The sequence below is a fragment of the Alteromonas sp. AWJ4_199 genome, assembly GCF_056159165.1.
Genome location: NZ_JBSWUR010000001.1, coordinates 433,031 through 453,542, shown reverse-complemented (window position 1 = coordinate 453,542; position 20,512 = coordinate 433,031). Strand labels below are relative to the sequence as shown.

Sequence of the window (20,512 nt, the reverse complement as noted above, 5' to 3'; positions counted from 1 at the left end):
GAGCTTTAATTTAGGCAGAGTTAGTACTTGGCGGTAGTTTGTCGTATCAATGTCGTAGCAATTTCGTGAGCAATTCAGCAAAATCTTCAGTGGGTTTGTTTTTAGTGAAAGGGATTTTTAATGAAAGAAACTATTAACAGTGAAGCATTGAACAGCTCTCAAGTTCTGCATTTACCTCTTCATTTTTCAACCCTCGTAAGTATCAAGCGAGATACGGTTATTTCGGGGCTGGGCTAGGTCTTCTTTTCGCTTATAGCGGCATTGTGTCAGGTGTATTTTTGAGTAACGTCAGTTATGGCGATGCTGGCGTATGGTTGGGTGCAGTGGGCGCGTTCATAGGGTTAAGTTTTGGCTTTATTGGGGTTTTAGCTAAAAGAGCAAAGTCGAATACTTGAACGGAAAATACTAACAAACTAAGCCCCAAGTCAATTCGACTGACAGTATTTGTTACAAACGGACATAAATCGCTGGTGAAGTTAAGGCTACACTATGGATAGTATAGAAGCCTTTGGGCGCTCTCTGAATTAAAGATAGATCACAGCTGATAAACAAGGATGAGTTATGAGAAAGCAGACACATGCTAAAAGCGAATCGCTTTTTAACAGTATTTTGCGCATAGGGGTATTTTGGACACTACAACCTGCTTTTATTGCAATTTCTTTGTACTTGGCGCATTCAGGCGCCTCAATTGATGCGCATACTTTATATATTGCTGCTGCATTTTGCATTATTACTTTACTTGAAGTCGTCATTCCAGCGCGGTCTAGCTGGCGAAAAAACATAGGAGAAAACGCAGCGCTTCTTGGGTTTGTGTTTGTAGCAGCAATCGCCTATGTCGCGGTAGAGACACTTTATGAAGCTTCGCTTTTTCGATGGATGGAAAATTTTAACCAGGCATGGCAACTGGATGTTTGGCCAACACAATGGCCCGTTATTGTGCAAGTCCTAATAATTTTCGCAGCATTCGAATTTGTCAACTATTGGTATCATAGGGCGTCTCACCGTTGGGGATGGCTTTGGAGGTTGTCAGGACACGGTGCTCACCATGCGTTTAAAAAACTAAGCAGCTTGAATTCTTTGGCAAATCATCCAATAGAGGCGTTTTTCCTTATCCTCCCGAGGGCTATTGTGGGTTTTCTTCTGGGTGGAGAAGCAGTTGGTGCTGCATTTGTTTCACTAACGGCAGTAACGGCATTACTTGCACACAGTAATTTGCGCCTAAACTCGGCGATAGTAGGCTGGTTCTTTACCACCAATCGCTATCATGTTCACCATCACTCTCAAATTATCAGTGAAAGTAACACTAACTTTGGCTGCGTGTGTATTCTTTGGGATCGGTTATTTGGAACGTTTCAGGACGCTGATACTGAAGATACTGGTATTAGTGAGGAACAGCCCAGTTACAGAGCACTTTTTGCGATGCCGTTTAAAAAATAGGGTTTTGCTTTACAACTAACATTGATAGCAAGAAACGCTTTGTACCTACCTAAAATCATGAAGAGCCATGAACTGTTTAACTCTCTATAAGACCAGTTCTATGAGTGATGGTGTGCCCGCCATTAGTGGTTGCGCAACGCGTCGATCAGCTCGTCTTTGTTCATGTTTGAGCGGCCTTCAATACCTACCTCTTTTGCTTTTTGGTAAAGCTCATCTTTAGTGCGGTCCTCGTACTTCTTGCCTTTTCCGCCATCTTTAGAAGGCGTTTGTTCGCTGTTTGCCTGTGCATTGGCAATACGTGCTGACTTTTCTTTGCTATAGCCTTCATCGCGAAGCGCTTCGTAAGTATCGTCGTTTTTAATTTGAGTACCGTGATCCTTAGCCATTTTGAAACTCCTGTTTTGCAATGTATTTAAAATTATAGATTTAACTATGTTACATACTCTGTATTCACCAAGATGGTTTAGCTTCGCATGAATGACAATCGGTGCTTTCTGAAAAATTGTTAGATAGAAGCGTCATAAAAAATGTCATTCATCGCAAACGCTCAAATGCTCAAAATACCACTGCACCGCAATGTAACGGCTTAAGGCGTTAAAACTTCTTGTATTGTCAATTTTAGTGCGTTTCATGCACGCAAAAAGTGCATTTGAGTCAATGGTTTACGTTTTTTATCCTATTGCACGTTCAAAATTAAGTCTTTAGTCTGAAGATATTGTAGATGGAAGGCAGAGCGAAATATGAATAAAAATGTACAACAAACCACGGTGAATTCGTCACGTCGCAACTGGTTAAAGTCAGTAGGTTTAGGCGCTGGTGCAGTGGCATTGACTACTAGTGTCGACGGTATCATGGGTGAACTCTATGCAGCAGGAATGCCCACCGAACACTTTCCATCAGCTACCCCTAATGTGAACGACGGTCTTATTCGCTTATCGTCAAATGAAAATGCTTTTGGCCCATCAAAGAAAGCTGCAAAAGCGATGCAAAGCGAGCTTTTAAATTTAGCACGTTACACTGATGCTACCGTTGAAGTATTAGCGCAAAAAATTGCAGAGCAAGAGGGCGTATCTGCCGACCAAATTGTTATTACAAACGGCTCATCACCTATTCTTTTTGGCTACGCTGACTGGATCACGAAAAATGGCAACAAACTAGTTACCTCTATGGCAACCTATGAAGGGGTGCCGCGAGGCGCTGAGTTTATGGGGGCAGATGTCACTTATGTCCCCCTTGCGGCAGACATGACATTAGACCTTGATGCGATTGAGGCAGCTGTAACCGAAGATACTACCGCCGTGTATGTATGCAATCCAAATAACCCCACGGGGAGCATGGTCGATGCAGCCAAACTGACTGCTTTTGCAAAGCGCGTGTCAAAGAAAGCACAGGTGTTTATCGATGAGGCCTACATTGAAATGTCTGATGCTTATCCAGCTAATGTGCAATCTAAGCTAGTAGCAGAAGGCCACAGCGTGGTGATATGCCGCACCTTTTCTAAGATTCACGCAATGGCAGGCCAGCGTTTAGGCTACGCCATTATGCCCACCGAACAGGCTAAAACTATGGGAGGCATGCTACGCATGGGTGGTGTGAACTACTTGGCACTCGTGGCGGGAATGGCAAGTATGGACGACCATGCGAACTTAAACACAATGCGTTCACGCATTAAAACCGAGCGTGAAAAACTAGTGAAAGTGGCTAAGGAGTTGAACCAGCCGTATGCACCAAATCCGCAAGGTAATTTTATCTATATGGATACGGGTATGCCGCACGATGAATTCGCGGAAAAAATGAAAGCTCAGGGTGTAAAGGTGGTAGGGCGCACATGGCCAGGTTACGACTCGTGGTCACGGATCAGTGTCGGCACGCCTTCAGAAACAGATGCGTGCGTTAAAGCATTAAAAGCAGTACTTGCTTAGAAAAAACAATAATAACACCTAGCGCAGAAAGAAAAGGCTGAACACTAATTGTGTTCAGCCTTTTTAATAGTAGTTGTGCGAAAATGCACGCTATTTTTTATAGGATAAACTAAGTTTAAACTTTACTTTAGTCCTTCCTTAAGACTCTATTCTAGCCCTTATTTTTCGATAGCAAACGTTAAGCCTGCTTTTTCTTCTAGGCGACTAATTAACTTATCGCCCAAGGCTGCTGCTGGTGTGAAAAAGCCGCCAGATAGGTTAACGTCTTTACACAAGCAAAGCGCCGATTCTGAAATCATCTTGCTGGTAGAACCATAGCCAGGGTCTTTATCGCCTTTAACCGAAACGGCTAGCATATCGCCATTGGTGGCTGTACCTACAAACATGACATCGTAAAAACCGTTCTCACGCTCTTCTTTACTTGGGCCTTCACCAGGCTTAGGGCCATCATCGCTAGCCAGCGACTTATCTTTAGCGACGTGGTTTGCCATGGCTTCACCTTTCTCGCCAGGCCCCGTCATCATCATTTCATCGTACTGGAAGTTTTTACCATAGGCATAGCCACCTAAATAGTTCGTGCGGTGAATGTTTTTCGTATTGATTGCCGCCATAATGAAGGGGGCAACCCATGTACCTAATTGCTCGTCGAAATAAGGTTTGTTGCCGTCGGGCTGAGGCTGGTTTGATGCGCCATCGGTTAACGAATGCGGGTTGATAAGCGCGGCCATTACCGATTTGTCTTTGTGAGCAGCAGCCATGGTTGCTTTAAGGCTAGCAGCCGTGCCACCAGAGAAGGTTCCCTGCATCTTGCGAACGCGACCTTTAACGTATTCAATCACGTCGCCAGTTTGCTTTTTAGCATGCGCTTGTAAGTAGTGAACACCTAAGTCAAATGGTACTGAGTCAAAGCCGCAAGAAAATACAATGTTTGCGCCAGTTTCTTTGGCCTTCGCTTCATACTTATTGATCATTTGGTGCATCCATGCCGGCTCACCGCATAAATCTGTATATCCCGTACCATTATCAACACACGCAGAGAGTAACTTTTCACCGTAAATTTGATAAGGGCCCACTGTGGTGAGTACAACCGCAGTTCGTTTAGTCATAGCGTCTAGCGCGTCGGCATCATCACCGTCGGCTACAATGCTGGCAACACTATCACTAATACCCAGTTCCTGTTTTACATCGGTAAGTTTGGCTTCATTGCGACCTGCAACTGCCCATTTCACACTGCTGTCATTACCATACTGCGCCTGAAAGTACTCAGCTACTAGCTTGCCCGTAAAACCTGTAGCACCGAAGATAACTACATCAAATTCCCGTTCGTTACTCATTGTTTTGTCCTGTCTTATTTCGTTTTGACACGTGTCATCAATATACGATACCCAATATACGCACAAGCGAGGTTATCTATCATTTTTTTCGGTAATATTTGTCTATTCACGAAATTAAACGGTAGGCGATAAAGCGTTAGTTTAATGACTTAACAAACTTAGCCAGACGCGTTAATCCTTCGTTTAAGCGGTCCATACCCGTAGCGAAAGACAGCCTTACATAGTGGTCGGCATTGTGCTCGCCAAAATCATTGCCAGGCGTAAGTGCCACATGATGTTGTGAGAGCAGGGCGTCACAAAACTCAATAGCACTTAGCCCTGTGTGTTTAATATTGATGAAAGCGTAAAAAGCACCGTCTGGCTGGGCATCTAAACTAAGGCCGATTTTTTCAAGTGCATTAAAAACGAAAGAGGCCCGCTTTGTCAGGTTGATACGATTTTGTTCGCATTGCGCCAATGCCTCAGAAGTAAAACACGCAAGGGCGGCTTTTTGCGAAAGGGTGGAGGGGCAAATGAACAAGTTCTGTGCGAGCTTTTCAACGATGGAGGTCATCGCTTCAGGCACAACACACCAGCCGAGACGCCAGCCGGTCATGCCAAAATATTTAGAGAAGCTATTAATTACTACTACAGTGTCTTCCAGCTTATCATTAGCAAGTACGGTTCGAAGTAAGGCGTTCTTGTTGCTGGTTGACTGGTTAGCATCGTTATCAATAGAAAGCGAAAGATCCAAGTAAATCTCATCAACAATCAAGAAACCGCCGTTGGCTTTGCAGTATTCGCCAATTTTAATCAACTCGTCTATATCAATTGCTGTACCTGTCGGATTGGCCGGTGTGGCTATAAGCACGCCTTTTGTGTTTTGCTTCCAATTATCGGCAACACTTTCAGCGGTTAATTGAAAGTTATCCTCGCTACGTGTTGGCACCAGCGTTACCTCTGCGCCAAATGCGTTTAAAAAGCGTCGGTTACAGGGGTAAGACGGATCGCCCAATATCACGTTATCGCCGGGTTCAACCAAGGCAGCACTTGCCAAAAGTAAAGCACCAGACGCGCCGGCGGTTACGACCACGCGTGAAGGACTTACCTTTACGCCGTGTTTAGTTTCATAAAAGCGGGCTATGGCTTCTCGGAGCTCAGGCATACCTAGCGCAGACGTATAAGGATAATCTGGAATATTCAAGCTTTCTTTCATTGCCGTAAGTACAGGCTCGGGAGCGCCAAAATCAGGCTCACCAAGATTAAGACGAATAACATCTTTACCTTGCTTTTCTAGAGCCGTGGCCTTTTCACCATAGGCCATGGCAAGAAACGGAGAGATAGCGGTAGCACGAGAGGCAAACTTCAAAACAAAACCCTTATTAGTTGTGCCAGTTCAAACAGTACTGCAATTAGGGATCACTCTTGAGTAGGATTCAAGAAAATTCTTTGAATAGTATGTTTAACCTGTTGGCTTACATCGTTGCTAAGTAGTTAAACGTATAAATTTCTCAGCTAACTCATCTAACGTTTCTTTCTTGTTCGGGTCTGGTTTAACGACATCTATAGGGCACACTGCCACGCAGGTAGGGGCATCGTAATGCCCCACGCATTCGGTACAACGATTAGCATCTATTTCGTACACGTTATTTCCCATGCTAATTGCTGAATTAGGGCACTCAGGTTCGCACATATCGCAATTAATGCAGCTATCTAGAATAAGCAGTGCCATGAATTATACCTCGCTCATGCTCTGTTTTTTTACGGCACTATCCGGTTTGCGAAATGGGTTACGAGTATCAACGCCTTCATCCAGATTTCGTAGCAGTAGAGCAAAATCTAGGTCTACATCGCAAGGTAGAGGTATTCTAACTTGGTGCCCTGAACCTTTGGCATCGCTAATATAAAGATTTTTCTTATCCAGCATTTCATTAAGCGCAAAGGTAATGTTTCTGCTTGGTGTCATCAGTTCTAGCGAGTCCCCTACACAGAATTTGTTCTTAACATCTATAATCGCAAAACCAGTTTCGTCGCAGCGGCCTAGCACTTCACCAACAAATTGCTGTTTATCGCTGACAGAATGCCCGTATTCGTAGTTCTGATACGTTTGGTGTGAGTGACGACGCAGGAAACCTTCCGTATAACCTCGATGAGCCAAGGTTTCCAAGCTTCCCATTAACGAGTTGTCGAAGGGTTTACCTGCTACTGCGTCGTCAATGGCTTTGCGATAAACTTGCGCTGTTCGAGCGCAGTAGTAGTGTGATTTTGTGCGGCCTTCTATTTTTAAGCTATGCACGCCCATTTTGGTTAGACGGTCGACATGCTGAACGGCACGCAAGTCTTTTGAATTCATAATATAAGTGCCATGTTCGTCTTCAAAGGCAGGCATCAATTCGCCGGGCTTTTCTTTTTCCTCTAACATAAATGCATGAGTAGTTGGCGCGCCTTCACCAAGGGTGGGAATGACCGTTTGAGGTGCCGAAACGGCTTTATCAATTTCGGTGGCTTGAACGATATCACCGATTTCGTTTTCGCTTCCCGCCTTAACATCATAAGACCAACGACAAGCATTGGTACAAGTGCCTTGATTAGGATCTCGTTTATTCATGTAGCCAGACAATAAACAGCGCCCGGAGTACGCCATGCAAAGTGCGCCATGAACAAACACTTCTAATTCCATGTCTGGCACTTGCTCGCGGATTGTTTCAATTTCCTCAAGTGAAAGTTCTCTCGATAAAATAACGCGCTCAATGCCTTGTTTCTGCCAAAACTTCACCGTGGCGTAGTTCACAGCATTGGCCTGAACACTTAAATGAATTGGCATGTGAGGGAATGCATCGCGCACCATCATAATTAGTCCGGGATCTGACATAATTAGCGCGTCAGGTTTCATAGTAATTACCGGCGCAATATCATTAAGGTAAGTGCCAAGCTTGCTGTTGTGAGGGGCAATATTGCTCACCACGTAGAATTTCTTGCCTAGGGCATGCGCTTCTTCTATACCTATCGCTAAGTTTTCGAGGCTAAATTCGTTATTTCTCACGCGTAGCGAGTAGCGGGGTTGACCAGCATAAACAGCGTCTGCTCCATAGGCAAAAGCGTAACGCATATTGCGCAAGCTACCTGCCGGAGCAAGTAATTCTGGTGCGTTAAACGTTTGGTCGGAAAGTTTTAACGCTGAATCTTCGCATTGAATTGAAGAGCTGTTACGAGAAGAAGTGTTTGAAGTCATATATAAAAACCGCTACTAGACGCCTTTAACAAGGCGGCGGATTCTATAAGTACACCGTGAGGCCCTCAAGGCAAATCAGGCAAGGGGTTGATGGAGATCAAATTATTTCTGCATATTAGACTGAGCAGCAAGGCAATTGCACTAAGACAAATGTAGTGAGAACTTATAGCAAAATAATCAATCACCTTAATTGACGCACTAAAACGACGAATCACCATGGGCAAAAGCCGCCAGGTAGGGTAGGCTAGAAATTCACAATAATAAGGACTAACTGCATGCTGCAATTGAACATTTTTCATAAAGCGGCGCGACAAATAAAAGCCTCCGGCAAATCGGTTATTGCGATTACGGTATTATTTGTTGTGTCTACGTCTTCAGCTTGGGCCGCGCTGCCAAGCATTGGTGAATTCACTAGCGATATGACCAAAAAAGACGGTCTAATTCCTGTTTACTATGACGATGAAAGTGACAAAGTGTATTTAGCGGTGCCAACAGGTAACGCCGAATATTTGTTTCAAAGCAGCTTGCCCTACGGTGTAGGCTCGAACGACATTGGCCTCGATCGCGGACAGCTTGGCGAAACCCGTTTGGTAAGCTTCGAAAAGTTTGGTAACAAGGTTTTATTAAAGCAGCATAACACCAAATATCGAGCGGCCCACGGCAGCGACGCTGAAAAGCAAAGCATTGATGAAGCGTTTGCCGATTCGGTTATTGCAGGTTTTATGCTGGTAGCGAAAAGCGATAACGCCAGCCTTATAGATTACACGCCTTTTTTATTAAGTGATATTCACGGTATCGTTAACCGCATGGCGCGCACCAATCAAGGTAGCTTTAGCGTAGATAAAATGCGAAGCGGGGTGTACTTACCTAAAACCAAAGCCTTTGAAAAGAACACTGAGCTAGAAGCGTTAGTCACTTTTGCTGGCAAAAAGCCGGGTGAATACGTTCAGCAAGTTACCCCCGACCCAGAAAGCGTGTCGGTGCACTTACATCATTCCTTTGTGGCACTGCCTGACGACAACTATACGCCTAGGGAGTACCACCCATATTCAGGCTATTGGAAATTTAGCTATTTCGATTACTCAACACCTATTAGTGAACCTACTGAGCAGCGTTTTATTACCCGCCATCGCTTAAACAAGAAAACGCCCCATGCAGCAATGAGCGAAGCAGTGGAGCCAATTGTGTATTACCTAGACCCAGGTATCCCAGAGCCGGTGATGACCGCGCTTAAAGAGGGAGCAAGCTGGTGGAACCAAGCCTATGAAGCTGCAGGCTACAAAGACGCGTTTCAGGTAAAAGTATTGCCTGAAGGTGCCGACCCTATGGACGTGCGCTACAACGTTATTAACTGGGTACATCGCGCAACGCGGGGCTGGTCGTACGGTTCGTCGGTTGTCGACCCGCGTACGGGGGAAATTATCAAAGGTCACGTTACTTTAGGTTCGCTGCGTGTAAGGCAAGATTATTTAATTGCCCTTGGCCTAACCAGCCCATTTAAAGACGGCAACACCGACACCACTTTGCAGCAAGAAATGGCGCTGGATCGCATTAGGCAGCTTTCTGCTCACGAAGTAGGGCACACACTAGGCATAGCGCACAACTTTGCGGCAAGTGAAAATAACCGTGCGTCGGTAATGGATTATCCTCACCCTAAAATAAGCATTAAAAACGGCAAAATTAGCCTTGAAGGCGCGTATGACAAAGGCATAGGCGCATGGGATATTCACGCCGTAGCGTATGGCTATCAAGACTTTGCCAGCGACGTAGAAGAAGCCGAAGCTTTGGCAAAAATTATCGTTAAAGGTCGTAATGAAGGGTTAAGCTTTAAATCAGACCCAGATACCCGCAGTAGCCGTCATGCGTCAGCAAATGGTCATATGTGGGAAAACGGTAGTAACCCGCTAGATGCCTTCGATGAAATTTCACAAGTGCGCGAACTGGCGTTAGCCAATTTGGGTTTAGATACGTTGAGCCCAAACAGCAGCTTGTCGTCGCTCGAAAATGCTTTAGTGCCCATTTACTTGTTACATCGCTATCAGCTAGAAGCCGTAGCAAAGCAAGTAGGCGGCTTAGTTTACGAATATGAACGCAAAGGCGATTACACCCAAACGCAAGGGCAGCAATTTGTCGCCCCCGCAGTGCAGCAGCGCGCTATGCAGCAGTTAATCACTGCTACTACGGCGGATTACCTTACTATACCTGAATCGGTACTCGCGCTTATTCCACCTACAGCCTACGGTGACGACATTACCCGCGAGCACTTTAAGGGTAAAATGGGATTAATGTTAGACCCAGTTTCTGCGGCCGCTTCGGCGTCAAATTTTGCGTTTGAGTTGTTATTGCACCCAGAGCGCTTGAATCGCCTAGAGTGGCAAGTAAAAAGCAGTAAAGATAGACGCAAAAAAGTGGGCGTTTCAATGCTGGTGAAGCAAATACTTAGCGTACACTGGTATAAAAATAAGTCGCAAAGTCCACTAGCAAAGCGCTTACAGTTAGTTTCATTAAATGCCGTGATGAAAGCGGTCACTAACGACAAGCTGGCGCCAGAAGTAAGAATGGAAGCTGAACTTGCTTTACTTGAATTTAGCGAGTGGCTAGATGATGAAGCTGACGACAATCAGTATGAGATACTAAAAGAGCAGTTCGATACTTACTGGTCCAGTAAAACGTGGCCAGGTAGCTTCGAAGTAGAACCACTACCGCCAGGTTCGCCTATTTAAGAGTAAGTAAAGGGGCAGTGTAGTGCAATCTTGATGAGTAGCTAGTGCCGCAGAGTAATACTGCGGCACGGCGTATTGTTATATCTATTGGGCTAGCTTTGCTACTGGCCCCTATGCCAACACGCAAATAATGGCGGACAAAATTGAGCAAGACATTAATCTTTCAAAAGTGATACTCATATTACGTCTATTTAGACCAAGTAATGAATCGTTACTTACTCGTACCAAAGAGCAGATAATCTGACACTACTTCATCATGCACGTAACCTGTATGAGCTTGCAGATAATTAACTACACCGTATTTGTATACACCAGGGACTGGAACTTTGTAGGTTTTTTGGGCAACTGAGATGGCAACATTGGCGTACTGGCCTTTTAATTCGCCAACACTGCTCTCATCTATTGGGTAAGACAAAAGATCATTAGGATCGCTAAACGCAATTACTCTCTTTTTTGGGTTAGCGTTTCTAGCATCAATAGTACCGTCATCTAAGATTGAGTGTAGTACGTCATAATCGCTAGCCATTTTCTCAGACAACGTTTTCGGAGCTTTGTTTACCAAATCTCCGGTATTTAATAGAGCGATTTGATTTGCCATCATATAAATCATATCGACTCTATTATCTAGAACATGACCACCATCCGCCTTCAGTTCACTGAGAACATCAATAAGGATCTTAGAGCCTAGACTAAAGGTGACAACAATGAGCTTTTCATTCTCATCAATCTGCTTTTTCAAATCTAAAACTTGGTTTCTAACCCTTTTTATTATCTGTTTTTTTGAGCTGCCCGTATACATGACTACGTCAACAATTCCATCATTAAGCAGCCTATCTTTCGCGAGTTTCGTCGTCTCGGTTCTATTTGGATTTAATACAGGATCGTCATCAATATTCCTTAGTTTGATTTTGGCTTGAGACGTGATGTCCAACCACCACAATACATTGAATCTTAGAGTTTGACCCTTGTAGCTAAAGCTATCGAGAGAGTCATCAATGTAGGGACTTTTTATTTTAAGTGCTGAACGTAAATCTTTGATAACGCGCGAGTAGTCACTGATACCCCCGGTGGAAGAATATCCCCCCATTCCATGTATAAAAACTATTCGAATATCTTTGTTCGTCCCCTCAATTACGTCGACAATTCCATCAAATTCAATGTTTCCGCTGGGGCCAGCGTAAACTTCATTCACTTTATTTGTTTTAACGATACAGCCGGAGAGGGCGGAGACTGTGAGCAGTAAGATAATATAGTTTTTCATATTAGAGTCCTTTTGATTTGTTATCACAAAGAACTCTTTATTCAGTGGCACTGAAAATCGGCAAAAAGACGTCATCCTTGTATATTCGAAAATAGAACAGAAAATGTTCAATTACAACACTAGTAGCTAACCGAGACTGCTTTTACAAAAAATTCAATCTAGAGAATAACGCCATTTACATATTTACCGTAGACCCAGCCTCTGTGGGAAAAGCCTACTATGACTTCTAACCTAAAATGTCCGCTTTCTTTAAAACACTATGAACTAAAATTGATTAAAAAATTGGGTATGGGACCTAGAGCTTTAAACTTCTGAGGATGGTTTTGATGTATTCAATCATCATGGAACACGTCCCTCAACTGGACGCCAATCATCTCAACGAAGCACGACGATTTGTGACTCTTGTCGACGCGTGTTATGAATCCCGTACCCCCTTGGTGCTGGCGGCACAAGTCCCGCTCGACGAATTGTTTGTTGACTTTGAAGCGCAAGTTGAAAGCAGTGACGGCGATGGCGAATTGATTGTTAATGATAAGGGAGGAAACTCGAGTTCCTTTGCGACCACTATGATCCGCACCAAAGAAGGGAAATATTATGAGTGGTCGGCGACGGGGCGAATTGGCGTGTCACTGGCACAATTTTCGTCTGCCAATGATCTTGCTTTTTCCTTTCGACGAGCCGCGTCTCGGTTGGTAGAAATGGGTGGAAAGGGATGGGGACGGCAATAACCTCTTACGATAAGGTGCCCTACCAACTAAAAAGTACCTCTTATCAGTTACAGAGCCAAGAGTTGCGCTTGCAGTGCTGTTTTTGTCCATTGGTTTACAAGCTTTTCGAAAGTATTTTTAATGCCCCATCTCGTTTTTCACTTTGTTTTCTAATTTATTTAAGAAGTCAAAAACTCGAGCGCTGGCTTCTTCCATTTTGTTTAGGTGTGTGATTAACGTTGCTCCATCCCCGTTTTCATGTGCATTTAGAGCCGCAATGCCTGACTGATGGACTAATGCATGGGGCCCCTCTAAATGTGAATACTCCGCGTAATGACTGTAATGTTTCTTACCATCTCCTTCATAATACCACTTACCCAATCGACACTGGTGATGGTCTGCAAAATCATCTTTTGTCTTTTCACTTTCTCCCCGGATAGTTCGATACACTTCAACCTTCCAAACCAAATGATCTAATTTAACGGTCTGGATAAAAGTACTGACGCTAGAAAGAGAAATAACATTAGCCATGTCTTCAGCAATATGGGCAACGTTGTCAAGGGATGCGCTTATTTGCGATGCAGAACTGGCTACTTGCAAGGTTTGTTGTGTACTTTCCTTGATTTGATGATAAGTACTGTCTGTCCTTTCAGAAGCCTTTACCGTCAAATCTGAAATTTTAGACGATGCTTCAGACGAACGACTAGCAAGCGTTCTAACTTCATCCGCGACTACAGCAAAACCTCGCCCTTGCTCCCCAGCTCTAGCTGCCTCAATGGCTGCGTTTAACGCTAGAAGGTTTGTTTGTTCTGAGATACTTTGTATTTGCCCAATAAATGACTCAATATCTTTACTGGATTGTGCAAGCGACTCAATTGAACTATTGATAGCGTCTGAATTTCCCGTCATTGCATTCAGCACTTCAACACAGTTTGAAAGGGCTGTACTAGTGCCACTAATATCTTCAAGCACATTGTCTAAACGAATTTTTTCTGCGTGCAGTTGAGTCGCAGAATGAGCCACGTCATGCCTCACTAAATCCAATGAATCAAGCGAGTGAAAAAAGTTTTTTACAATGGTTCGTTCGACATTAACTTTTCTGGCGAGTTCTTCAGCTTCTTCATAAGACTGGTGTAAACGAGACTCCATTTGCAAGAGCTGCCCTTGCAGCCTTTCGTTTTCCTTTTTGAGATTCTCCATCTCAGTGTTTGAATTCGTCGCTACAGGCTGTTTATTAAACCACATTAGTTTGCGTCCTTGGCATCGTTTAGGATTCTGTGCAATGTTGTTTAGCTTAGACTAATTAATTTAAAACAGTCAAAAATGATTAAAGTGTTAGTCGCTAATTAGAAATATCCTTTATTGGATGAAAGTATTCAACGCGAGCTAAATATCGCTTCGCCTACCGCGCCTGCAAATATGTTTGCAAAAAATTCATTTTGGAATGCTTTCAACAGTTCGGCGCTGTTTTTTACTTACTAACACCACCAACTAAGATGATCAGTTTTGTTCTGATGCGACAGTCTGTCAGGTTTATAATCGAAGGCTGGTGTTTTTGTATTTTGGCGTTCGTCGCCTCTAAAATTATTTCTTCGAAACGCGTGTGTGATCTCAACGCGAACTATCAGGTTTTTGTTAACTTTCTAGTTATATGCGTTGAGTAAACGTTTTTACTGGCACATAAAAACCTACAACTCCTGATAATTCGTAAACACCTTGTAAAGCTGCGTTCCACTTAATACAGAAGCAGAAGGGAAGTGCAGGATGGGAATTAAATCGCAAGGGGCTTCTAGGGTCCTGCTGCCGTTGTCGGTATCTAGATCGTCGATATTTAAAATCTGCGCTAGCGGTTCGCCTTTTTTCACGGTTTGGCCGGGTTTTGCCATGTATTCCACCATGCCGCCCCAGTTGGTGAACAGGGTTTTATAGTCTTTTAAATACACGCCCAAACGCTGCATTGCTTTCGGTTTAATATCGCATTCGTGCAACACGCCTTTGGCGTTTAAGTAGCTAAGAATGCTAGTGGCATCTATGTTACCTTCGTTAAAGTCGATAACTTCTTGGCTACCCATTTCAAGTGTGAAAGCCTCAACATTAAAGCTAATCTCGCGCTCTAAATTGCTTTTTATACTTTCTTGCAGTGTCCACCACGGGCAAAATGTCGCTTCGTCTAGTGCACCTGCAAATACGTTAGGTATAAAAATACAGTGGGGAATGTTAAACAGCTTGGCGCTGTCTTTGGCGTATTCAGGTATATAAACGTGGCGGGTAGACACAGGACCGTTGTGGAGATCCAATACAAAGTCGGCGTTCACCGCCATTTGTTGTAGTTTCAGGTTTAACTGTTGCGCCAAGCCTAACCCCCAGGGTTCGGCCAGTTTGTTGTCGATAGCATTAGAAAGGTGCGCACGAAAACGTTGTTTTATGCCTTCAATAGACTCTTCGCGTGTAACGGTTTTGGCGAAATGCTCTACTGCTTCTTTATCGAAGAAATAGCCGCGGTTCCAGTTTGTGCCGTTCACAGGGTCGAACCGGCCTAATGTGTACTCACCGGCTTTAATGTTAGTACCAATGGGATTACAGTTGGGTACTAAGATAATTTCGCCGCAAATATCCATGTTTTTCAAGCGCTGAATAAGATGATAGATAACTACATTACCTTGCACTTCAGCACCGTGAATAGAGCTTTGAATATACACGGTGGGGCCAGGGCGCGCGCCCTTCATTCGATAAATTGGCACGTTCATATTACGTCCAGACGCGTTTTGCGCCACTACCATGTGTTTTTTTACTACTTGGGTTGTCATTTAAATCAACCTATTTTCTGTCTATTTTTCTAACGAAAACGCGGCAATCATATTGATAGGAGTATTTGTAACGACCCAAGCGTTTTCAGATGATTGCTCAAAATACATAAATCGTAACATTTTGATGATTGTTCAGTGAAACTATTTCCAAATAGCACCGTCTCAAAAACTATCTATTTTCAGAATGAAACTGTTATGAAACTAACAAAAATAATTCCCTTAACTATACTGCTGGTTTTGGCTTCTGGGTGTACGTCGAAACAGTTGTATAACGCAGCGCAACAAAACCGGTTACAAAACTGCAGCGAATTGCAGGGAGCGCAACGAGATGAGTGCGAAGCACGGTATCAAAAAGACTATGAAACTTACGAACGTGAACGCCAAGAAGTCTTAAACGATAAAAAGTGATTTTGTGAATGTTAAAGGGCAGGTCTCTATACCGTAATGGATAGCAACGATTACGTTTAATAGTTACCTGCCACCTAAAATTTTATGGTTTCTTTAATTGCGTTCAGCAAGCACATAGCTCGCAGTCCACGCCTTTAGGTAGCTTCCAGTTTCGCCACTCGTGCGACAGTGCATCAAACGTCATTAACGTGTTTTTAGGGATGTTATCGAAATCCATCAATACTTGCATAGCCAACATAGCTTGGTAAGTGCCAACAATGTTTACCACAGGAGAGAAAATCCCTGCCTCGACGCAGCTTAAATCGGGCGATTCAAAAAGCGTCCGCAAGCATGCATAGCAACGGCTCTCACCGGGTATAGCTACGAAAAGCTGGCCTTCAAAGCGAATGGCTGCGCCCGACACCAGTGGAGTATTTAATTTAAAACACAATACGTTGATTAAATCCCGCGAATCGATGTTGTCAGTGCAATCAAGCACAACGTCAGCACGCTCTATGGCCTGTTTTAACGCTGGTGACAGCTGGCTAATGCCGGGCGATGAAAACTGTTGTGCGATAACGGTAATGTCGCAGTCACTGTTTATGGCAGTAAGCCGCGCTTTTGCTGCCTCTACTTTACTTGTGCCAACATCTTGTTCGCTAAACAAGGTTTGCCTTGGAAGGTTAGTGGCCTCGACTGTGTCGTGGTCGATAAGTGTAAGAGAGCCCACGCCACTGGCGCAAAGGTTAGTGGCGGCCGCGGTGCCAAGCCCGCCAATACCAATGATACAAATATTGGCGTTTAGCAGCGCTTCTTGACCGTCTAGGTCCACTTTGGGAAGCACAATGTGGCGGTTATAACGCATAGCCTGCTGATTAGTTAGGCTTTTAGACATAGTTTATGCCAACTTAGTTGTTGAATTCATGGCATGCACCCTTATAAAGTGATTACCAAATAGTATTTTGGCTGGTACTTTATCAAAAACCGCCAAAATGTCGCATATCAAATTAGGATTTCATATGTCAGTTGTCAGCCAACCCCTTAATATTGCCGTTCTTACTATTTCAGATACGCGCACCCTCGAAAACGACAAGTCGGGAGATTACCTGAAAGAGGCGCTTACCTCGGTTGGCCATAACCTTTACGATCGCGATTTGGTGAAAGATGATATTTATCAGCAGCGTGCCGTGGTGTCGAAGTGGATTGCTGATAGAAACATTCACGCGGTATTAATTACCGGTGGTACAGGTTTTACCCACCGTGACTCAACGCCAGAGGCCATTAGCGTATTGTTCGACAAAGAAGTGGACGGCTTTGGCGAGCTATTCCGTCAAATTAGCTATGAAGAGATTGGTACGTCAACTATTCAGTCTCGCGCAATAGCGGGCTTCGCCAATAATACGGTTATTTTCTGCCTGCCAGGCTCAACAGGCGCGTGTCGAACAGCGTGGGAAAAAATTATTTCTAGCCAGCTTGATGCCGACTTCAGACCGTGTAACTTCGTAAAGCATTTGGTGGGAGCATGAGTACGTTTAGCCATCTAAATGCTGGCGGCGAAGCCAATATGGTAGATGTTAGCGACAAAGATGTTACCAAGCGAGAAGCCACAGCAGAAGGCTTCTTGTACGTAAGCGAAGACGTTATTCGCCAAATCTCTGAAGCAAAAATTGCAAAAGGGGATGTATTCGCTGTTGCCCGAGTAGCGGGTATTCAAGGGGCGAAACGCTGTGCTGATCTTATTCCTCTTTGTCACCCACTGGCACTGTCGAAGGTTGATATAAACTTTGACATTCAGGCCGATCAAAACCGAATTAAAGCCACCTGCTATTGCAAACTAAGTGGTAAAACTGGTGTTGAAATGGAAGCGCTAACGGGCGTAAATGTGGCGCTGTTAACCTTGTTTGATATGTGCAAAGCCATCGACCCTGGCATGCACATGGAAGGAGTACGGGTGCTGGAGAAAAAAGGCGGTAAGACTGGCCATTGGCAGTCTGCTAACTAGTGGGCAAGAAGAAAGGTGCACTTTAAAAATAACGAGCATAACGTGTTCGCGCGCTCATTAGACAAGGTGTTTTAGAATTATCGTCGTTCAGAAAATTAAGATAAACCAGTCAGCACACGCGAACAAGGCGTCGTTAAGAATTTATAAAAAAGGCAGAACATGCATATAACGCTGAAAACATTTGCACAAACCCGAGAGATTACGGGCGAAGACAATATTACGCTTAATTTAAGTGACAACAGCACCATTAAAACTGTGTTATCGCAGCTTAAAACTCGTAGCGACAAATGGGCGTTAGCATTAGAGGGCAGTGTGCTGACTGCCCGAAACCAAGAACTTTGTGATACTGAAACTGTACTTAGCGACGGTGACGAACTTGCGCTCTTTCCTCCTGTGACTGGGGGATAGCTATGTTCGCGCTAGTTCAAGTTGAAGACTTCGACCAAGGTGAGCTGTACGAAAGGCTAAAACAGTCGGCAGACGAGAAGGCCTGCGGTAACACCGGCGCTATTGTTACTTTTACTGGACTGGTGAGAGATTTTAATAACGCTGGCGACATAGACGGCATCGAATTAGAGCATTACCCGGGCATGACTGAAAAAGCATTAATGCTGCTGGTTGAACAAGCTATTGATCGTTTTTCACTTAACAGTGCTGGCGCGCTGCACAGAGTAGGGCGTATATATAATAATGAGCAAATTGTATGGGTAGGTGCTGCGGCCCCCCATCGCCAAGCGGCGTTTGATGCTGCAAGCTATTTAATGGATATGCTTAAACAGTCTGTGCCCCTATGGAAGAAAGAGTTCAAGGGCGATAGATCTGAATGGGTTGCGGCAAAAGCATCTGACGATAAAGCTGCACTCAAGTGGATGCATAAAAAGTAATGGCTTTTTCTTTCGCAACGGGACATGCAAGCTTTTACAAGTCTTTTATGTTCCTTTTGACTAGCCTTAGTTTGTTTACAGGAGCCATGGCTTTTACGAGCTTTGCAGCGCAAGCGGGCAGTCTTGAAGCAACGCCTGCGCCTGTAAGTGAAAGCAGCGGTATTAATTCCGGTGAACAGAGCTATCCTGACGCGTTTGAGCGGGATGAAAAGATAAACGTGGCTGTAGCTGCAAACTTTGCAAAACCGCTTAGAAACATCGCAAAGCAGTTCACCCTGCTCACAGGCATAGATGTAGCGGTAACCGTGTCTTCTAGCGGTACCTTGTATGCGCAAATTCAACATGGTGCGACGTTCGATGTGTTTTTATCGGCAGATCGCGCTAGGCCACAAGCCTTGGCGGAGAATAACCTAGTACACAAAAGCAATGTGGTGGATTATGCGAAAGGCAAGCTGGCGTTTGTTTATTCTGGCGACTTGTCTGATGCACAAAGCTGCAAGCATGTTGCTGGAGAGACAAAAGAACAAATAAATGTTCAGCGTACTGACTGTTTGTCTAAGCAGCTTATTAAATTAATCGGAAATCCACAAAACAAGTTGGCTATCGCTAATCCAAAACTTGCGCCCTATGGTACTGCTGCACAGCAAACGTTGCAGAATTTATCCCTATGGCAATCATTTTTGCCACACAGAGTAATGGGCAAAAACGTCCTACAAACCCTTCAGTTTTATACCACAGGTAGTGTTAAAGGAGCCTTTGTCGCGTATTCGCTCGCTCTCGATTTACCTTCTAATTTTGCGAGTACCGTTGATGTAAATAATGTCGCCCCCACGACGGTCATTAGTCCTGTGCCAGAAATCTTGTACCAACCCATCATTCAGTCGTTAGTCGTTAACAGCAAAACAGCAGCAGTCCTCACGCCGAATCTGTTCGATGTGATAGCGATTGGTGAACCACAGGCTTTAGAAGAGCCTGGCGAGGAAAATAAACATCAAGCTTCTAAGCAGTTCAATTTAAGCGACGCTAATGGCGTATCATCTGCTAGCCTGTTTGTGCAATATTTGATGTCGCAAGGAGTTCAGCACAGCTTGATTGAATGGGGTTATGAGCCAGTGAATACACTTGGTGTTGGTCAATAGATATGCTCAATGAATTCTTTGGAGCGTCGACCCTTGAAGCCATATTACTTACTTTAAAACTGGCTTTTATCACCAGCGGTTTGCTGTTGTTCATTGCATTGCCGCTAGCGTGGTTTTTAGCTAATTGGCGGAGCAAAGCCAAGCCTTTTGTTATGTCGATACTCGCGTTGCCGTTGGTGCTACCCCCAACAGTACTCGGGTTTTATCTGCTTGTTGCGTTTTCGCCACAAAGTGCGTTGGGGCAGGGATGGCAAAGCCTTACTGGCAGAAACCTAGCATTTAGCTTTGAGGGTTTGGTGCTGGGGTCGGTAGTCTACTCGCTTCCTTTTGCTTTACAGCCTTTGTACAGCGGCTTTTCACAATTAGATAATCGTTATTTAGATGTGGCAAAAACGTTGGGGTTTTCCCCCATCGAGGCTTTCATGAAAATAGTGCTACCTTTAAGCAAAGCGCCTATTGTCGTGGCGCTAGGTTTAAGCTTTGCCCATACCATTGGTGAGTTTGGCGTGGTGCTAATGATAGGCGGTAACATTCCAGGGGAAACCCAAGTACTGTCTATAGCGCTCTATGAACAGGTAGAGGCGTTGGAATACGACAGCGCTCATAACCTCTCTATTGCCCTTTTGGTATTTTCATTCCTAATGCTCGCAGCACTGTATCGCTTCAATGGCATGACTCGTGGTGAAGAAGGGCGCTAA

19 protein-coding genes are annotated in these 20,512 nt (G+C 44.3%); 10 read left to right on the top strand and 9 right to left on the bottom strand.

Translation table 11 applies throughout. The features are described from left to right. Nucleotides 1–561 precede the first annotated feature (561 nt). Entirely contained in the window at nucleotides 562–1,437 is an 876-nt protein-coding gene (locus tag ACXAER_RS02065) for a sterol desaturase family protein (protein ID WP_474826126.1), read from the top strand. Between the two features lie 122 nt (nucleotides 1,438–1,559). Here ACXAER_RS02065 and ACXAER_RS02060 read toward each other — a convergent pair whose 3' ends face one another. Then, nucleotides 1,560–1,823, bottom strand: a complete 264-nt coding sequence (locus ACXAER_RS02060) for a DUF7218 family protein (protein ID WP_334048819.1) — start codon at nucleotides 1,821–1,823, stop codon at nucleotides 1,560–1,562. Between the two features lie 354 nt (nucleotides 1,824–2,177). On the opposite strand from ACXAER_RS02060, the gene ACXAER_RS02055 reads away from it, so the two are divergent. Next, complete coding sequence (locus ACXAER_RS02055; RefSeq protein WP_474826123.1) at nucleotides 2,178–3,359, top strand: pyridoxal phosphate-dependent aminotransferase; 1,182 nt, start codon at nucleotides 2,178–2,180, stop codon at nucleotides 3,357–3,359. A gap of 158 nt (nucleotides 3,360–3,517) precedes the next feature. Here ACXAER_RS02055 and ACXAER_RS02050 read toward each other — a convergent pair whose 3' ends face one another. From ACXAER_RS02050 to trhP, 4 genes are all read right to left on the bottom strand, one after another. Next, entirely contained in the window at nucleotides 3,518–4,693 is a 1,176-nt protein-coding gene (locus tag ACXAER_RS02050; protein WP_474826121.1) for a saccharopine dehydrogenase family protein, read from the bottom strand. A 136-nt stretch (nucleotides 4,694–4,829) separates the two neighbouring features. After that, nucleotides 4,830–6,041 (bottom strand): aminotransferase class I/II-fold pyridoxal phosphate-dependent enzyme, encoded by a 1,212-nt coding sequence (locus ACXAER_RS02045; RefSeq protein WP_474826119.1) that lies wholly within the window; start codon nucleotides 6,039–6,041, stop codon nucleotides 4,830–4,832. A 117-nt stretch (nucleotides 6,042–6,158) separates the two neighbouring features. Further along, nucleotides 6,159–6,404: a YfhL family 4Fe-4S dicluster ferredoxin gene (locus ACXAER_RS02040; protein ID WP_120959039.1), complete on the bottom strand. Its 246-nt coding sequence runs from the start codon at nucleotides 6,402–6,404 to the stop codon at nucleotides 6,159–6,161. A 3-nt stretch (nucleotides 6,405–6,407) separates the two neighbouring features. Beyond that, nucleotides 6,408–7,904 carry a prephenate-dependent tRNA uridine(34) hydroxylase TrhP gene (gene trhP, locus ACXAER_RS02035; RefSeq protein WP_474826117.1) on the bottom strand — a complete coding sequence of 499 codons (1,497 nt, stop codon included), beginning with the start codon at nucleotides 7,902–7,904 and terminating at the stop codon, nucleotides 6,408–6,410. Nucleotides 7,905–8,179: 275 nt separating this feature from the next. Here trhP and ACXAER_RS02030 point away from each other — a divergent pair, with 275 nt between their 5' ends. After that, entirely contained in the window at nucleotides 8,180–10,627 is a 2,448-nt protein-coding gene (locus tag ACXAER_RS02030; protein ID WP_474826115.1) for a zinc-dependent metalloprotease, read from the top strand. A 211-nt stretch (nucleotides 10,628–10,838) separates the two neighbouring features. Here the strand turns inward: ACXAER_RS02030 and ACXAER_RS02025 are convergent, their stop codons facing one another. After that, nucleotides 10,839–11,888, bottom strand: a complete 1,050-nt coding sequence (locus ACXAER_RS02025) for a hypothetical protein (RefSeq protein ID WP_474826113.1) — start codon at nucleotides 11,886–11,888, stop codon at nucleotides 10,839–10,841. Between the two features lie 326 nt (nucleotides 11,889–12,214). Here ACXAER_RS02025 and zapE point away from each other — a divergent pair, with 326 nt between their 5' ends. Continuing rightward, complete coding sequence (gene zapE / locus ACXAER_RS02020) at nucleotides 12,215–12,616, top strand: AFG1/ZapE family ATPase (RefSeq protein WP_474826111.1); 402 nt, start codon at nucleotides 12,215–12,217, stop codon at nucleotides 12,614–12,616. Between the two features lie 117 nt (nucleotides 12,617–12,733). Here zapE and ACXAER_RS02015 read toward each other — a convergent pair whose 3' ends face one another. The 3 genes from ACXAER_RS02015 to ACXAER_RS02005 form a co-directional block, all read right to left on the bottom strand. Beyond that, the gene (locus ACXAER_RS02015; RefSeq protein ID WP_474826109.1) at nucleotides 12,734–13,840 is read right to left on the bottom strand and encodes a methyl-accepting chemotaxis protein; all 1,107 of its coding nucleotides are present in this window, start codon (nucleotides 13,838–13,840) and stop codon (nucleotides 12,734–12,736) included. Nucleotides 13,841–14,283: 443 nt separating this feature from the next. Then, on the bottom strand, nucleotides 14,284–15,402 hold the full coding sequence (locus ACXAER_RS02010; protein ID WP_474826107.1) for a peptidase M14: 1,119 nt from the start codon (nucleotides 15,400–15,402) through the stop codon (nucleotides 14,284–14,286). Between the two features lie 511 nt (nucleotides 15,403–15,913). Continuing rightward, nucleotides 15,914–16,684: a HesA/MoeB/ThiF family protein gene (locus ACXAER_RS02005; RefSeq protein WP_474826106.1), complete on the bottom strand. Its 771-nt coding sequence runs from the start codon at nucleotides 16,682–16,684 to the stop codon at nucleotides 15,914–15,916. A gap of 124 nt (nucleotides 16,685–16,808) precedes the next feature. Between ACXAER_RS02005 and moaB the strand changes: the two genes are divergently transcribed. The 6 genes from moaB to modB all read left to right on the top strand — a co-directional run bounded on the left by moaB (nucleotide 16,809) and on the right by modB (nucleotide 20,512). Beyond that, on the top strand, nucleotides 16,809–17,315 hold the full coding sequence (moaB, locus tag ACXAER_RS02000; protein WP_474826104.1) for a molybdenum cofactor biosynthesis protein B: 507 nt from the start codon (nucleotides 16,809–16,811) through the stop codon (nucleotides 17,313–17,315). Next, on the top strand, nucleotides 17,312–17,791 hold the full coding sequence (gene moaC, locus ACXAER_RS01995; RefSeq protein WP_474826102.1) for a cyclic pyranopterin monophosphate synthase MoaC: 480 nt from the start codon (nucleotides 17,312–17,314) through the stop codon (nucleotides 17,789–17,791). The genes moaB and moaC overlap by 4 nt, the downstream gene beginning before the upstream one ends. Before the next feature lie 159 nt (nucleotides 17,792–17,950). Continuing rightward, complete coding sequence (locus ACXAER_RS01990; protein WP_120959053.1) at nucleotides 17,951–18,199, top strand: MoaD/ThiS family protein; 249 nt, start codon at nucleotides 17,951–17,953, stop codon at nucleotides 18,197–18,199. A gap of 2 nt (nucleotides 18,200–18,201) precedes the next feature. After that, nucleotides 18,202–18,675 carry a molybdenum cofactor biosynthesis protein MoaE gene (locus ACXAER_RS01985; protein WP_474826100.1) on the top strand — a complete coding sequence of 158 codons (474 nt, stop codon included), beginning with the start codon at nucleotides 18,202–18,204 and terminating at the stop codon, nucleotides 18,673–18,675. Then, nucleotides 18,675–19,814 carry a molybdate ABC transporter substrate-binding protein gene (modA, locus tag ACXAER_RS01980; RefSeq protein ID WP_474826098.1) on the top strand — a complete coding sequence of 380 codons (1,140 nt, stop codon included), beginning with the start codon at nucleotides 18,675–18,677 and terminating at the stop codon, nucleotides 19,812–19,814. The genes ACXAER_RS01985 and modA overlap by 1 nt, the downstream gene beginning before the upstream one ends. Nucleotides 19,815–19,816: 2 nt before the next feature. Beyond that, nucleotides 19,817–20,512 carry a molybdate ABC transporter permease subunit gene (modB, locus tag ACXAER_RS01975; RefSeq protein ID WP_474826096.1) on the top strand — a complete coding sequence of 232 codons (696 nt, stop codon included), beginning with the start codon at nucleotides 19,817–19,819 and terminating at the stop codon, nucleotides 20,510–20,512.